The following is a 14043-nucleotide window of genomic DNA, read 5'->3' on the forward strand; positions in this document are numbered from 1 at the left end:
GGCTAGGCGGCCTGGCCGACCAAGCGGGCGATGATCCGGGACGTGGCGCGGCCCGCCAGCACCGGGATCAATTCGACCCGGCCCCCGGCGGCCTTGACCTCGGCGGCCCCGACCACCTCCGCCTCGGCGTAGTCGTCGCCCTTGGCCAGCACATCGGGGCGCAAGGCCTGGATCAAGGCCAGCGGCGTGTCCTCGTCGAACAACACCACGGCATCGACCGCCGCCAGCGCCGCCAATACCCGCGCCCGGTCGGCCTCGTGGATCACCGGACGGTCCGGCCCCTTGAGCGCGGCCACCGAACGGTCGGTGTTCAGCCCCACGACCAGCCGGTGCCCCAAACGCCTGGCGGCTTCCAGATAACCCACATGGCCGGCGTGCAGCAGGTCGAAACAGCCATTGGTGAACACCAGGGTTTCCCCTTGCGAGCGCCAGTGTTCCACCTGCCGCAACAGGTCCGGGAGGGCGCGGACCTTGTCGGCCTGGGTGTCGGCGTCGGCCTGTTCGATGGCGCGGAGCAATTCATCGCGCTCCACCGGCAGGGTGCCGACCTTGGCGACCACAGTGGCGGCGGCGTGGTTGGCGAGGCGGCAGGCGTCCCAGGGACTCAAACCGGCGGCGATGCCCGCCGCCAGGCTGGCGATGACGGTATCGCCCGCGCCCGACACATCGAACACCTCGCGGGCCTGGGCGGGCAGGTGCCGGGCGGCTTCCGCCCCGATCAGGCTGATGCCTTGCTCGCCCAGGGTCACGGCGATGAAATCCAGGCCCAGCTCGCGGCGCAATTGCCCGGCCCGCTCCAGCACCGCCGCCACGTCCTGGACCGGTTCGCCCACGGCCTGGGCGGCTTCGCGCAGGTTGGGGGTGATGGCGTTGGCCCCGTGGTATTTGCGGTAATCCAGCCCCTTGGGATCGACCAGCACAAAGATGCCCTTGGCCCGCGCCGCGCCGATCAGGCTTTGGCATAGCCCAGGGTCCAGCGCCCCCTTGGCGTAGTCCGACAGCACCAGGACGGCGATGGGCGTGTGTTCCAGCAGGTCAAGCACGGCACCGAGCAAGCGCCCGCGCTCCGCGTCGGGATAGGGTCCGGTCGCTTCCTGGTCCAGCCGCAGCATGTGCTGGCGGCCGCCGATGACGCGGGTCTTGGTGGTGGTGGGGCGCGAGTCCGAACGCACCAGGCCGCCGCCATGGATGCCGGTGTCCGCCAACATCTCCGTCAGCCGCAGCCCGGCCTCGTCCCCGCCCAGATAGCCCGCGACCCAGGCTTCGGCTCCCAACCCGGCGAGGTTCGCGGCGACATTGGCGGCGCCGCCGAAGCGCTCGGTCCTGCGCCGCAAACGCACTACTGGCACCGGCGCCTCCGGGGAAATCCGTTCGACCTCGCCCCAGAGATAGCGGTCCAGCATCAAATCGCCGACCACCAGGATGCGCGGGATATCCAAGGTGCCGGCGGCGCGGAATCCACCGCGCACGGCTTCGAGCAAACGTCGTTGTGGGTTCATGGGATGGCTTCCAGTAATTCGCAAAGGATGTGGCCGATGAGGATATGGGCTTCCTGGACCCGGGCCGTGTCGTCGCTGGGCACGATCAGGGCGTGGTCGCAGAGCCCGGCGATCCGCCCGCCGCCCGAGCCCAGCAGCCCGACCGTGGTCAGGTCCATGCAGCGCCCGGCGTGGAGGGCGGCGGCGACATTGGCGCTATTGCCCGAGGTCGAGATGCCGATCAGCACATCGCCGGGCTGGCCCAGCGCCTCGACCTGGCGGGCGAACACGCGCTCGAAGCCGAAGTCGTTGCCCACCGCGGTCAGCACGGAAGAATCCGTGGTCAGCGCGATGGCGGCGAGTCCGCGCCGTTCGCGACGGAAGCGCCCGACGATCTCGGAAGCGAGGTGCTGGCTATCGGCGGCGCTGCCGCCGTTGCCCATCCACAGCAGTTTGCCGCCGCGGGCGATGCTCTCGCGCATGAGCCGGGCCAGCCGTTCGATGGCGGGATAGCCCTCGGGCAGCCGGTCGAGGATGGCCCGGTGTTCCGCGAGCGCTTGGTCGAAGATGGATTTGCAGTGCATGGGGTCCCTGGCGCTAGGCCGCTGCTTGGAAGGGCGGTCCGGCGACGACCGGGCCATTCCCCGGCCCAAGGTGCCGGGTTCCGCCCGCATGGCCGGATTGGCCGGGTGGAACCCCGTCGTCGTGGATCGATAGGCGACTATCATCCTAGGAAAAACCGGGTTCTACCATATAGGTATCGCTACGGATACCCCAGCCACCCGACCCAGCCGTAGATTAGCTAGGCTGTCAAAAGGGGGTAAGCTTTGGGATGGAAAGCCAAGGCATCGCAAGGATGCATCAACCACAGCCAGGGATTTTCCGGCGGAATAAACCGCCTTGGAATAGCCACCCAGGCCCGGTATATCATGCTGGTATGCGCCCTATCTTCTGGCGGCCCGGCCTGGGGAGCCGCCGATCCCACCGATATTTTCCAGCCGAATTTCACAGAAACCCTCAGCTACGACGATAACCTGTTCCGCCTGACCGATAACGCCAATCCCATCGTGACGGCCAACACGGGCAAGCGCTGGGATATCATCAACCGGGTCGCGGCAGGACTTAAAATCGAGTACCCCTGGAAGCGGCAAAGCCTGATTTTCGATGGCAATCTGGGTTATCAGAGTTACGCCAATCATGGTTATCTGGACAATGTCAATGGTTTCGCCAACGGCAAATGGAAATGGCAACTTGGTAACGACTGGGACGGTTTGATGAGCTATGGCTACCAACGGGCCATCGGTGGTTTCACCAATACCGGCTTCTTCGGCAAGGACATGATCTCGAACTATACCGCGCTGTTCGATATCAATTATTGGTTCAACCCTAGCTGGCGCATCAATGGCCAATACCTATGGCTGGACAGCCAGCACAGCGCCGAGCAACGCCAATTCCTCGATCTCGTCGCCAATACCGGAAGCGGTGGGATTTATTATCAATCCTCGGTTTTCAAAGATAGCTATCTGGGTTTGCGCTATCGGCATAGCGATGGCTTCCAGCCCCATCGGCAAGTCGATGCTCTCACCTTGATCGACAACAGCTATACCGACGACGAAGTCGTCCTAGATAGCCTTTGGAAGCCCAGTGGAAAATCCCAGTTACAGGGCAATATCGGCTGGTTGCGCCGTACCCAGCCGGATTTTCCCCAACGCGATTTCCAAGGGGCGACCTGGCGCTTGGATTACCTCTGGACCCCCACCCATCTGACCCAACTCGAACTCACCACCTACCGGCAACTCCGCAGTTTCCAGGATTTGACCGCCAGTTATATCGTGGTGGACGGTGTGAGCTTCGCACCGGGTTGGTCGGCCACCGAGAAAATCTCGCTACATGCTCGCCTGACCTGGGAATCATGGTCCTATCAAGGCAATCCCAGCACCGTTTTCGGCGGCAAAACCCGCGAGGATAATTTCTGGTCCGAGCAACTGGTGGCGAGTTATCAATTCATCCGCAACGCCGAAGCCAGCCTCACTTATCAAGCCGCCCAACGCACTTCCAACTATCCCAATCAAAGCTTCCAGGATAATATGGTTTTCGCCAGCCTCAGCCTGAAGTTTTAGGGAATACTCCTTGATAAGTTTTTTCAAAACCGATACGACCTAGGAATATTCCTCCCGAATTATCGGTATATTTTATTTAGGCATCCTCCCAAGGTAGCAATCGCCAAGCGCTCCGTGAACTTGAGATGATTAATGGCGACACGCCGTGGCTCGACAACGATTCGACCCTTGGCGAATCGATCCGAATTCCCATTGATCGAGTGATAACTATCCCCTGGTAAAATGGTGCGTCCATCGTGCCATTGGATGGTATCTACTATCTCATTTAAAGATCCTATGAACGTGCGCTGGATAGCCGCTCGCGGCGAAGCCACGAAATCACGATAATCCAAACGCAACACCGGGCGCTGTTTACCTAACAACCGTATTAACTGCTCGACTTTAGCCCAATCCGTTGCGACCCTCATAACCCCTCGCCTGAACATGACCGTGCTCCATATCGGGTCTATTTTTGAGTGGCTCCAAGAAGACATCACATCGACCGCGCTACGATGCAAATGCAAAATCGTAACTGGCTTCCTGGTCGCTAGCAGCCAAGCCCTAGGCCCGCTTTTAGAGCTATCCACCAGTACTTTCGCCCCGGTCAGCGTGGCAATACTATCAAACATCGAAAATTGCATTGCCAGGAAATCCTTGACTTCATGATGCTGGTCGATATTTTCCAGCGAGAACCCCATCTTCAGCAAAAAATGGCTGCGAACAAGCTTATGCTCCAAAGTCCACAAATAACGAAGCTCTTTTTCGCCAATCCGGGCATGTTTAAGGATTTCCGACCAGTATTCACAGCGATATAATCCAACACCCGCACAACAGGAGCATTTAATCTCTTGCGCCGGTATACGCCAAAGATGATCGAATTCGCCAAGTGCCACCACCGTTGGAGCGGAATTCAATACGCGCTCCAAAACAGTTGACCCCCCTCGCAAAGGTCCGGCGATGTATACAATCCTCATATAATCTCCATGTCTATGGTTAAATGCCATTGAACCCATTACAAACCATATTCCATCAAGTTTATACCCACCCCATTCCAAGCCACGGTTTATTTAAGCCGTTCCGTAGCCCTAAACAAAAATATATTGTTCCCGGCAGTATTTCTCAAATACAACGCGCCCAAGCCCAACCCGTTTAACAAACCACGCCTCAAACCTGGTTCTAAGAGCACCGCGATCAATAGGCTTACCACGACAGCGGTAATGAGTCCTATCGCCAGACTCAAATCCAGTGCCCACCCTGCCCGGTGCGCCAAAATCATCGCCTCTCCTCCCACATGATAATGAACCAAATATAAAGGATAAGTAGCCAGACCAAGCTGCCTGATCCCAGGCGCAACCAAGGCCAGCGAAGAAGCCAAGGGTACGCTATACATAATCGATAGCCCCATCAAAAACACCATGCCAAGCCATATTGCATAGGGCGTAACCACAGAAGCCGGATGGGCGTAACTGGATAGTATTTCGACGGCATTGGTCGCCGCGATCTGCGGAAAAGCCGTTACAATACAAAGCAAACACACCATAAGCCGTCCCCAGTTTACCCCGCGCCTATACATCAACCAGAACATGGTTCCCAAGGCGAAATAGCAGCCATGGGTGAGCAGCAATAACTGGTTTATCCTGGGATGGCTATCTTTTATAATGCCGCTCTCTATGAGCAGCCAAAACATCATGCTGAGCAGGCCGATACTTATAGTCAACGCTTGTAAGCGGTTAAATTTATCCACGCACAACAATAGAAATATCAACCCATAGAACGCGATCTCCACCCCTAAAGTCCAATAAACTCCACACAACCATGGGCCGATTGGGAACAACACCAAACTTTTGGCATAGAGCCACCCTAAATTATCGGTCTGATTCCAATAAATCAATATAATGGCGCTCAGGGTAGCCCCTATCCACATCGCCGGGACCAACCTGCCCACCCGGCTCTTCACAAACTCGAAAGGTGTGGCCCCTTCGGCGGTATAGGCAATTACGAATCCCGATAATACAAAAAATACCTGTACACCTATCCAACCAAACCAGGAATATTCCCATCCCGAAGGTAAGTCCGGGGCCATTCCGAGTCGGCCATATAGCGAATCATTCGGCGTAGCCCAAGCACGAAACCCCAAGTGGTATGCGGAAACCATCAGTGCCGCGAGGAAGCGGATGAGATCCAAGCCATAGATATGATTTTTCATGCCCTTCATATCCACCTCAACAAAAGTCCGGCCATTAAACATTGGATAACCGTGCCCGCCCCCACCGCACCACCGGGGTTTCAAACCAGCGGAACGAGATATAGGCCACGCTTATGATCATCAGTCAAACCATCGAGAAATACCGCATGCGCTCGGAGATCGGCAATTCACGGACCGGCGAGCCTAGGCAATATTTCATCATCCATAGCAACAAAGCACGGAACAAATCATAATCCCATGGTAAAGCCGGAGGCTTTCGATGGCTGGCCCCTCAAAGAAGCCTTTTCGCCATCGGTAAGAAATCAAAACCCGCTACCGATTGGCAGCGTGGCCACAAGCGGTAGGGAAGCACCGCCGTCCTACAACGTGGAGGGGCAGGACATATTTTCGGAAACGTCAAACTTCGCGAGTCCCCCGGGCGGAGCCGGTGGTTTTCCCAGGATAATTAAACCCACCAGATGCCAATCCAATGTCGCTATTCCATGCACAGGATTCGGCGTGGATCGATCCGGCCCCGCGCCAAATCGCCCAGAGCCTGGATATTCCCTTTCAACCTACCGCGCCGATCCACCCAAGGTTCCGGCTTCAAGGATTTCAGGACATTCGCCAATAGGTTTTTCAACACCAACCGTCCCGCATACCCTGGTGACATCGTGCCCTTCTTGCATAGATAAACCGGGTTGGCGACCTGGGAATATCCAAATTTCAGGCCGGAAGTACGGCCCCGCTTGGAACCAAGGTGAACCCCGGTCATCCGCAGGCATATCACGACCCGCCCATAAGCGGCCAAAGCGCGGCTGAAGTCTATATCCTCCTGCCAACCATATAAGGGCAGATTCTCGTCGAAGGCTATTCCATGCCGCCGCGCCGTGTTCATCCTGACAACCATATTACAGCCATAACCACCATAGGTTGCCTTAATAGCGGAATCCCAGGGTGGCAATGGCTTCCTATCCACGATCAGGCGCAAAGCCTGCTCAGGTTCAATACCCGGCCCGCCGATACCGTCCGCCAATAAATATCCCCGCGCCACCACAATATTTTGGACCTGAAACAGCTTTTCAGTCTCGGCGAGATAATCTGGGCTGGGATAATAATCATCATCGAAAAACACCATAACGTCGGCATCGACACAGGCGGCGATAATCGCGTTGCGCTGGGCCGGCAAACCCCGTGGCGCGGCCACGCTCCGCACCGGAAAAGGCAGGATTTCGGCTACGGCTGGATCGTAATCCGATAGTTCCGCCGGGCAAACCACCAAGGCATCCGGTGGCCGGGTTTGCCTAGCGAGTTGAAGCAGGGTTAGTGTCAGTTGCTCGCGACGGCCCGCGGTCGCTATACCCACGACTAATTTCATCCGGGTTCTCCATGAATATCTTCCGGCCCAAGCCCAATTTCACCAAAACCATCGCCAGGAAACAGGAACTCACCACCTCGGCGACCACCCGCGCCCCCGCAATCGTGGAGCCGCCCACTTCGCCGAACAAGGTGCTCGCCAATACCGTGGCGATGCTCAATCCCGCACATACCGCGGTGGACTTGATGATATAGGTATCTTTGCGCAACGGTATCAGGACATAGTTGGAAACCGCTTGATTGAAAGCTGCGAAAGGAAACATGAACCCGAATATCTGCATAATAAGGATGCTTTGCTCGAAACCCGGCCCCAGGATTAAGGGCATGATCCAAGCCGATAGGCCGACGGTGGCTAGCAAGGCCAAACCTCCGAATCCGAGCATGAACAGGATACCCTTGCGCATCAAGCGATAAGCCTCCCGCTCGGTCTCGTCGCAGCTAAGGTGGCGGGTCACGGTACCGATTAAAACCTGGCCCACCGGCTGCATGAAACTCAAGCCCACACTGGAAAAACGCTCGGCGGGTCCGTAATAGCCGACCTGGGCGGCGGGCGCGAATAAGCTCAAGAGATAGGTGGAGGCATTCGCCATCATGATCCTCAAGCCACGGGAAGCGAATAAAGCTGTAGAATCCCATATCAGCCGGAAGGCACCTGTTAAACTGAGATATTGCAAATCGATTTGGCGGGCGACCAAGGTATAGGCGATTCCATTGCTGATCAAACCGGATAATAACAGCGCCTCCAAAACCCGCGCCCCCTCTTCCCGGCCCCGCACCATCAGCAAGATAAATCCCAAGCTCAACGCGAACCCGAACACTTCCAGCAAGGCTTGGGTACGGAATTGCAAAGCCCCTTGGAAATACCACCCCAGGTTGAATCCCGAATTGATGCCGATGGCGACGGCATAGGCCACCAATTCCGGTTCGACCCGCAATACCGGGGATAACCAAGCCCCGCCCACGCCGATGGCGATAGCCAGGGGGACCATGATGGCGCGGGCCATGGTTTGCCGCCCGACCTGGGCCGCGATACCGGGGCGGTCGGTGGTTCCGGCGAGGTCGCGTACCCCCGCGACCGGGCAACCATATTCGACGCACAGCCAAATCACCTGGAACAAGGCCGAAGCCGCCAAAACCTTGCCATATTCCTCCGCCCCCAAAACCCGGCCATAATAGGGAATCAGGATCAACCCATAGATATAACGGAACACATGGGCGATATAGACAAACCCCAGGGAACGCCGGGTGGAAAGGGGTTTTTCCTGTCGTGCCGCGAGCGGGGATCTGGTCGGTTCCAACCGGGCGGCGTGGCGGCGCCGATTTCCGCGCCGATTCCTGGCGGTACCGCGCTTGCCGCGCTTCATGGCACCGCCCGGAAACTCAGGGGCATAATCCCAGCCGCGCCAGCAGGGGATGGTCGGGCTGCCGCGCCAAGGCGTGCCCCACCGCTGCGGCCAGGGCTTGCCTGAAATTTTCCTGCGAAAAGCGCTCGGCATTGGCGCGGCAGACTTCCGGCCTGAAGCCGCCCATGGACTCGAATTCGCGCACGGCTTGGCACAGGGACGCCGCCGTCTGCCGCGGGAAAAACCAGCCGGTGCCCCGCCCGGGGTCGGGATCGGCCACCACGCTTTCCAGCGCCCCACCCGCGGCATAGGCGATGACCGGCGTACCGCAAGCCTGGGCCTCCACCGGGGTGATGCCGAAATCCTCCTCCGCCGCGAACACCAGCGCCTTGGCCCGGCCCATGGTGTCGGCCAGCACCGCGCCGGATTGATAACCCAGCACCTCGATATTGGCGGCCCGCCGCGCCAGGAACCGCACCCGGTCCAGTTCCGCGCCCTCGCCGATCATGACCAGGCGCTTATCGGGCATGGCGGCGAAGGCTTCGGCGATCAAGGGCATCCGTTTATAAGCCACGTAGCGCCCGGCGGCGAGATAGAAATCCTCCTTGTCCAGGCGCAACGGGAAAGCCTCGGTATCCACCGGCGGATACACCACGGTGGCTTCGCGGCCATAGACCTTCCGTATCCGACGGGCGATATAGGCCGAATTGGCGAGGAAAGTATCCACCCCGTAGGCGGTACGGGTATCCCATAACCGTAGATAATGCAGGCAAGCCCGCACGGCCCAGGATTTGAAGCCGGTTTCCAGCCGGGATTCACGCAGGTATTGGTGCTGCAAATCCCAAGCATAACGGATCGGCGTATGCACATAGCTGATATGGATTTGGTCCGGCCCGGTAATCACCCCCTTGGCCACCGCATGGCTGGAGGAAATCACCAGGTCGTAATCCGACAAATCGAATTGCTCGACCGCCAGCGGCATCAAGGGCAGATAATTACGGTAACAGGTCCGCGCCCTGGGCAGGCGCTGGATGAAGCTGGTCCGGGCCTTGCGCCCTTCCAGGAAGGCCCGCTCGTCCGCTTCCAGGAAATCCACCAGGGCGAACAAATCGGCCTGCGGATAGACCTTGAGGATTTGCTCCACCACTTTTTCCGAACCCGCCCGGCTCACCAGCCATTCATGGACCACGGCGACCCGTAGCGATCCGGCGGCGGAATACGGTAGCGGCGGGCTTTCGGGAGGTGGGAGTTGCAGCTTCAGGCCCCGCGGGCCACCGCTCAGGTTTTGCACACCGCCTCCTGCATGAATGCCAAGTTCAACCGGGCGCTTTCCTTCCAGGAGTAACACTTGGCCCGCGCCAAACCGGCCCTGGACAAGCGCTGGCGCAACCCAGTGTCGGCGAACACTTCCCGGATTTGCCCGGCCAGTTGGTCGGGGCGATTGGGGTCGAAATACAAGGCGGCGTCGCCGCAAACCTCGCGCACCGCCGGCGCGGTCGAAGCCAGCACCGGACAGCCGCACGCCATGGCTTCCAACGGCGGAATCCCGAAACCCTCGTAGAACGAAGGGAAGATGAAACAACCCGCCCCGCGGTACAGCGCCTTCAAAGCCGCGTCGGACACATAGCCCACCCGCTTGATCGCGTCGGGATGGGCCGCCGTGCCGCGGAACACACCGGGGTCCGCCATCCCGGCGGCGACACAGGGCGGGGCGGCGTCGCCCAGGAGCCGGATGGCTTCGGCGATGGTCGCGAAATTCTTGTTGGGCGTCGGGCTGCTGACCGCCAGCGCGTAGGGTTCGATGCCCAGCCCGTAGTGGTCGAGGACGGCATCGTCCTCCTCGATGCGGCTCAAATGCTGCCAGCCTTCGGTGGCGATCCTGAGCCGGTCCTGCGCCACGCCGAAGCACTGGGCGATTTCGCCCGCGCTGAAACGGGACACGGTGATGGTGAGCGGCGAGCGCCGGGTGATGGAACGCAGCAAGACCTCGTGCCAGAGCCGGAAACGCCAGCCGAAGGATTCGGGAATCCGCCGCACCGAAGTATCGTGGACGGTGATGGACTGCCGCCGTTTCAACACCGGCCCGGTCGCACCGAAGCTGAACAAAAAGCCGCGCCCGACCCGCCAAGGCAAGTCCAATTGCTCCCACAAATGGCCCCGGAAATGGCCGAATTGTTCGGCGGGAATCGCCCGTAACTCGGGCAGGTCGACCCCTTTGGGCGCGAGCAAACGGCAACGCAGGCCGTTCCCCTCGCCATGGGCCAGGATCGAATCCAATTCGGCCAATACTTCGCGGGCATAACGTTGTATCCCCGTCACCCGCTGTCCCAGGAAACGGCCATTGATAAACACCGTCTGCCGGGGCGATAAATAGGCGATCCCGCATTGGCTCATAACCCGGCCCCAAGGTTTGGCCGCACGGAACCAGCCCGGATTGGACCATATCCCGTATCCCTTATATCCATAACATCCCTGTCGGCTCGTACCAGATGAATAGGTTAAAACGGCCCAAATTCGCGAGGGAGCGGACTTAACCGTCGTCCCATATAGCCACTTGGCCAAGTCGATACCATTATCATGCGCCACTGCCGGGTTCGGCCATATGGAAAAGCGCGTACCGGCTCAACCTTTGCCCAAATGCCCACGCAAGGGATTGACACCGGGATATTCCCGTGGCTTGAAACCGGCTTCCACTGTGGCGGATTCCCGCTGCGGCTGCCGATAGGCTAGGCCCGCCGCCGCTGCGGCGGACAGGGTATAGAAAACCATCCCAGGATCGGCCATGGTCCCGGAAATCGTCCCCGCCACCAGCACCGCCAGCAAACCATGCCGGGCCGCCCTGGACACCGCCGCGACCGTGGTGGGTTCCGCGATGGTGGGCCCGGTGAACAAGCGCCAGCAAAACAATGTAAACAAACCCACGCCTATCACCCCGGTATTCGACAGCAACGCCATGGGGAAACTGGAAGTCCGCGCACTGCCGAAGCCTATTCCCAACCCATAGGTGTCGATGAAATTGATCCAGCCTTGTCGATTCCACAAACTCCTTTCCCGACCCGAATTGCTATCCAATTTATTCACCAGGGTTACATCGAAAAATTCGAAGATGCGGCTAAAAATTTCCGGCTGGCTCAGCATTATGAAACACCCGGCCAGAACCACCGCGACCATCATGAGCGTGGTCGGTCCTACCCGCAAAGCCTGCCTATGCCAATAAGCCTGGGCCAAGGCCATTGCCGTGGCGATGATTCCATAAATCAATAGGCCCGCATAAGCCGTCGAAGAAGTGGTTATCAACAACAAACCCAGGGACACCAAAGCCACGGTACCGCTATAAACCCCACGCACCCCATCGCGGCACAGGCTGGCCGCGAAGGCGAATAACGCCAGGGTAAACGATGAAAATACCGAGGTTTCCGGGAATGTACCATAAATACGCAATAAGCCTCCGACCTCGCCGCCGGTAAATGTGGCATAACTCGCGTTGCGGAATAGATTCAACACGCTGGGAAACCCCAGGTGATTCTCCGCCAATTGCAATACCGCAGCCAGGATATTCAGAGCCGTGAGCAATAATACCGCATCGCGCATCTTCGCCATGCGCCGCTCGGAATCCAGCAAGCTGCGCACCGAGAGGAAACACACCAACCCAAGCAAGGCATAGATGGATTGGGTGAGATTGGTCGAGAGCGGCTTGAGCGGCATCAAGGCCACCCCGCCAATCACACCGCGATTGGTGCTGAATACCAGGGTTTCGCCAGAGAACAAGCGGGGTAAGCTCATGGCGCTCAGCACTTCCCATAACACCAGCAATAACAACCAAAACCCAGGCTCCGGGTAAAGCAGGAACCTGGGCGATAAGGAGATTCCCCGGTCGGCTATCGCTTTCCACACCAGGAACGGCATGAGCAAAATGACGGGCAAGATGGGCGCGTCCCCGAGCATGGAGAATGACAGGGTCGCGGTTCCGCCGAATAATAGGCAAATCATCAGCGCGTACAGGATTCCCCCGCCCGATGCGAGCAGCCCCGCGAGAATCACGGGTAGCGCGAAAACCGTGATTTCCATGAGTCATACCTTCCTGATTATGAACACCAACAAGCCCCTTCCAGATAAGCTTAATAATTCACACTAATATCCAAGGGCGCATCCAGCCAAGTGCCGGAAACATAAACCGGCGCGGCCCCTAACTTAACCCTACGCCTGCCCTGCACACTGGTATCGAGGGCCACGGGCTTACCCAAGACATCGACCGCCTCGATGGTCTTCTCATTCGCGGGAAAACTGAGATAAGGCGTCGCTCCCTCCACGCTCCAAACCACCAATTTCCGGCCCCGCGCCCCGGTGAATACGAATCCCTGAATCCCGCTGGCGGGATGGTCGGTACCGGCGAGTTGACTGAGTAAAACCATATCGCCCAACTGCCGGGCCATGGTTTGATAGGCAAAATAGGTTTGCCGGTGCTGCCCATTATTGCGGGTCAAACCCATCGGACCATCCACCGCATCGTAGGAAGAAAACCAGCAGGTCGCCTTGATACCCGCCGCCGCCGCCAGGATATAAGCCCTGGGCAAATAGGCCACCAAGGTGGATTCGGGAACGCTGCCTTTCGCTCCTTCCAGCGGCCAGCCCCATTCGGTAATCCATATTTCCGGGATATAGCCCAGTTTGGTCTTGCCTTGGTCGCGCAAACGGCGCACCGCCGACCGGAACGAGCGGTCTTGATCGACCACCTTGAAAGGCCGGGTCCAATCGGTATCGTAGGCGACGGCGGTATATTCTGGATTGGCTGGCGCATTATAGGGATGGACCGCGAAACCGGCGATTTCCTTGGGTAGACCGGCTTCGAGAAACCAATAATGAACGACCCACATATCATCATCGCTCAGTATCTTGATGGAGGGATCTATAGCCTTGACCGCACGCACCGATTCCTGGGCGATCTTGATATATTGATCCACCCAAGGCGAAGGCGCTTTGCCTTGCCAATTGCCTCCGAACTTCTGAAGCACCGCGTCGTTATGGGGTTCGTTCCAGACCTCCAGGACGAAGGACACCCCGGAAGCTTTCATCAAGCGCGCCACTTGGGCGGCATAACGGGCAAAACCCGTGGCATTCACCGAGTTGGTGGGATTTTCCGGGGTATTGGGATAGGCTTTCTGATTGCCGTAGGCGAGCATGAAAACCACGCCGATGCCATGTGACCGGTAATAGTCCAGGCGTTGTTGGAAATCATTGGGAAAGCGGCTCAAAAACCGTCCGGCGGTGGGTTCCATGGTGGCCCAGCCCACATGATCCCGAACCCAACGCACACCCAATTCGGAAAGGTTCGGCAGGTTCGCGAGCGGTTCGCCCTGGCTGAATTTCACCCCCAGGCATAGGGTTTCGCGGAAGGGCGCGGCGGCGGGCTGGAAATCGCCGCCGGGCGGAGGCAATACCGCGCCCCAATCCGCCGCCAACGCGCTCGCCCACCCCGTCCATACTACGAGGCCCAGGGTTATCCATAATAATCGCCGGTCCTGCTTGGACATGGGATGGCCTCCAAGGATTACCCACCCATA

General features: G+C 58.7%; 11 protein-coding genes. 1 reads left to right on the forward strand and 10 read right to left on the reverse strand.

What is annotated here, in order from left to right:
* Positions 1 to 2: 2 nt before the first annotated feature.
* The gene (gene rfaE1, locus K5658_RS00370) at positions 3 to 1499 is read right to left on the reverse strand and encodes a D-glycero-beta-D-manno-heptose-7-phosphate kinase (RefSeq protein WP_221065018.1); all 1497 of its coding nucleotides are present in this window, start codon (positions 1497 to 1499) and stop codon (positions 3 to 5) included.
* Complete coding sequence (locus K5658_RS00375; protein ID WP_221065019.1) at positions 1496 to 2062, reverse strand: D-sedoheptulose 7-phosphate isomerase; 567 nt, start codon at positions 2060 to 2062, stop codon at positions 1496 to 1498. Before K5658_RS00375 ends, rfaE1 begins: the two co-directional genes overlap by 4 nt.
* Positions 2063 to 2407: 345 nt before the next feature.
* On the opposite strand from K5658_RS00375, the gene epsL reads away from it, so the two are divergent.
* Positions 2408 to 3598 (forward strand): XrtB/PEP-CTERM-associated polysaccharide biosynthesis outer membrane protein EpsL, encoded by a 1191-nt coding sequence (epsL, locus tag K5658_RS00380; RefSeq protein ID WP_221065020.1) that lies wholly within the window; start codon positions 2408 to 2410, stop codon positions 3596 to 3598.
* Between the two features lie 59 nt (positions 3599 to 3657).
* On the opposite strand, the gene K5658_RS00385 is transcribed toward epsL, so the two are convergent.
* The 8 genes from K5658_RS00385 to K5658_RS00420 form a co-directional block, all read right to left on the reverse strand.
* Positions 3658 to 4551 carry a sulfotransferase gene (locus K5658_RS00385; RefSeq protein ID WP_221065021.1) on the reverse strand — a complete coding sequence of 298 codons (894 nt, stop codon included), beginning with the start codon at positions 4549 to 4551 and terminating at the stop codon, positions 3658 to 3660.
* A gap of 89 nt (positions 4552 to 4640) precedes the next feature.
* Complete coding sequence (locus K5658_RS00390; RefSeq protein WP_221065022.1) at positions 4641 to 5783, reverse strand: acyltransferase family protein; 1143 nt, start codon at positions 5781 to 5783, stop codon at positions 4641 to 4643.
* Between the two features lie 475 nt (positions 5784 to 6258).
* Positions 6259 to 6951, reverse strand: coding sequence for a glycosyltransferase family 2 protein (locus K5658_RS00395; protein WP_221065023.1), 693 nt, complete (start codon positions 6949 to 6951; stop codon positions 6259 to 6261).
* A 115-nt stretch (positions 6952 to 7066) separates the two neighbouring features.
* Entirely contained in the window at positions 7067 to 8437 is a 1371-nt protein-coding gene (locus K5658_RS00400) for a lipopolysaccharide biosynthesis protein (protein WP_221065024.1), read from the reverse strand.
* Positions 8438 to 8519: 82 nt separating this feature from the next.
* Positions 8520 to 9773 (reverse strand): glycosyltransferase family 4 protein, encoded by a 1254-nt coding sequence (locus K5658_RS23355; RefSeq protein WP_246628533.1) that lies wholly within the window; start codon positions 9771 to 9773, stop codon positions 8520 to 8522.
* Positions 9761 to 10876 carry a glycosyltransferase family 4 protein gene (locus K5658_RS00410; protein ID WP_221065025.1) on the reverse strand — a complete coding sequence of 372 codons (1116 nt, stop codon included), beginning with the start codon at positions 10874 to 10876 and terminating at the stop codon, positions 9761 to 9763. The genes K5658_RS23355 and K5658_RS00410 overlap by 13 nt, the downstream gene beginning before the upstream one ends.
* 228 nt (positions 10877 to 11104) lie before the next feature.
* On the reverse strand, positions 11105 to 12550 hold the full coding sequence (locus K5658_RS00415) for a hypothetical protein (RefSeq protein WP_221065026.1): 1446 nt from the start codon (positions 12548 to 12550) through the stop codon (positions 11105 to 11107).
* Between the two features lie 50 nt (positions 12551 to 12600).
* Positions 12601 to 14013, reverse strand: a complete 1413-nt coding sequence (locus K5658_RS00420) for a cellulase family glycosylhydrolase (protein WP_221065027.1) — start codon at positions 14011 to 14013, stop codon at positions 12601 to 12603.
* Between the last annotated feature and the right edge of the window lie 30 nt (positions 14014 to 14043).

The sequence above is a fragment of the Methylomagnum ishizawai genome (assembly GCF_019670005.1).
In the GTDB taxonomy this organism is placed as follows: domain Bacteria; phylum Pseudomonadota; class Gammaproteobacteria; order Methylococcales; family Methylococcaceae; genus Methylomagnum; species Methylomagnum ishizawai.

Excerpts from the sequence above, each read along its gene's own strand:
- K5658_RS00385 (WP_221065021.1), bottom strand. The coding sequence starts at position 4,551 with ATGAGGATTGTATACATCGCCGGACCTTTGCGAGGGGGGTCAACTGTT.
- K5658_RS00420 (WP_221065027.1), bottom strand. The coding sequence starts at position 14,013 with ATGTCCAAGCAGGACCGGCGATTATTATGGATAACCCTGGGCCTCGTA.
- K5658_RS00415 (WP_221065026.1), bottom strand. The coding sequence starts at position 12,550 with ATGGAAATCACGGTTTTCGCGCTACCCGTGATTCTCGCGGGGCTGCTC.
- K5658_RS00410 (WP_221065025.1), bottom strand. The coding sequence starts at position 10,876 with ATGAGCCAATGCGGGATCGCCTATTTATCGCCCCGGCAGACGGTGTTT.
- K5658_RS00390 (WP_221065022.1), bottom strand. The coding sequence starts at position 5,783 with ATGAAAAATCATATCTATGGCTTGGATCTCATCCGCTTCCTCGCGGCA.
- K5658_RS00375 (WP_221065019.1), bottom strand. The coding sequence starts at position 2,062 with ATGCACTGCAAATCCATCTTCGACCAAGCGCTCGCGGAACACCGGGCC.
- epsL (WP_221065020.1), top strand. The coding sequence starts at position 2,408 with ATGCTGGTATGCGCCCTATCTTCTGGCGGCCCGGCCTGGGGAGCCGCC.
- rfaE1 (WP_221065018.1), bottom strand. The coding sequence starts at position 1,499 with ATGAACCCACAACGACGTTTGCTCGAAGCCGTGCGCGGTGGATTCCGC.